The 1,116-nt window shown below is 44.1% G+C and carries 1 protein-coding gene and 1 pseudogene; both read right to left on the bottom strand.

Annotated elements, in window-relative coordinates; all coding sequences use genetic code 11:
• Positions 1 to 609, bottom strand: a 609-nt coding sequence (locus ACFI32_RS14775) for a formylglycine-generating enzyme family protein (RefSeq protein WP_462627384.1), incomplete at its 3' end; no start/stop codon positions are given.
• Between the two features lie 251 nt (positions 610 to 860).
• A pseudogene (locus ACFI32_RS14770) lies at positions 861 to 1,116 on the bottom strand (sulfatase); the annotation flags it as partial.

Genomic DNA, 1,116 nt, shown 5'->3' with positions numbered 1-1,116 from the left:
ATCATCGTATGTAGCGATGTTACGACCGCCATTTATCCAGCCGTTATCTGTGGGAAACAGCACATACTCACCACGATTACGTGCCGCATATTCCCACTGTGCCTCAGTCGGCAGACTCATCGGAACGTCCAATTGCTGACCCAGCCACTGGCAGTAATGCTGCGCCGTTTGCCAGTTGATACCTGCTGCAACATCACCCTCACGTACTTTAATATTATTTTCTTGCATTCCTACTTTCTCTTGTCCTGTCGCCATGCTATAGACATCAAAGTCACCATAGGTGGCTTTATAGGCATTCATACTAAAGCTATCAAGCGTTACCTTATGCAGCGGTTTGTTATTTTTACTACTGCTAATAGGACCGCCATCATTGATAGTCACTTTATGTCCGAAGTCGCCCATCTCGTAGCTGCCACCTTCAATAAAGCGCATATTAGTCTTTTGCGTGGCTAAGAAGTCATTGAGCTGCTTCTGTTCATCATCGGTGAGGTTATCGCGAGTCTGCGGGATACCGTTATCATCGGTGGTCACCGCAGCAGAGTTCGCGCAGGCCGTGACTGTAAGTACGGGGAAGATAAGCAAAGATAAAGGTAATGTTTTAAAGTTCATAATGGTCACAGTGATTTTTTGTTTAGAAGTACAGTGTATTGTACGCAAAATGATGAATATTTGTCCAAGGAATAAAGAGAGTCGCAAAACATGACCTATATAAAAAGATTCACAGCTATAGCCATCATTGCTTTATGCGGCAAATAACCCACATCAATTTGATACCAGCATCTTAAATACAAGCGATAAGCCAGCTGACGGTATTTATCATGCGTAAGGTATATCTCAACGCTAGAATATTCCAAAAGTAGTTATTTTAGCGTTTGTGTACTATTGGCGACACAGCGGGCTGAGGTACTATAATCGTAATTGATTTTACCTTCATACTCTGGATTGTCGAGTCCGTCAACAGGTGCAGTTGGTGGGCGCGTGATGCGCATTATTGTAATACTTCCATTTGCTTGTACATTCTGTGCGTCGCCCCAATCCGCATTGATCGAACGTACAACTTTTTCCGTACCTGTCTTAGGACCTGGGGGGTTATGCTCGGGACTGTTGGCATAGTAG

The sequence above is a fragment of the Psychrobacter sp. PSi21 genome (genome assembly GCF_054960615.1).
The sequence above is the reverse complement of the archived record's forward strand: the minus strand, read 5'-3'. Positions and strand labels throughout refer to the sequence as shown.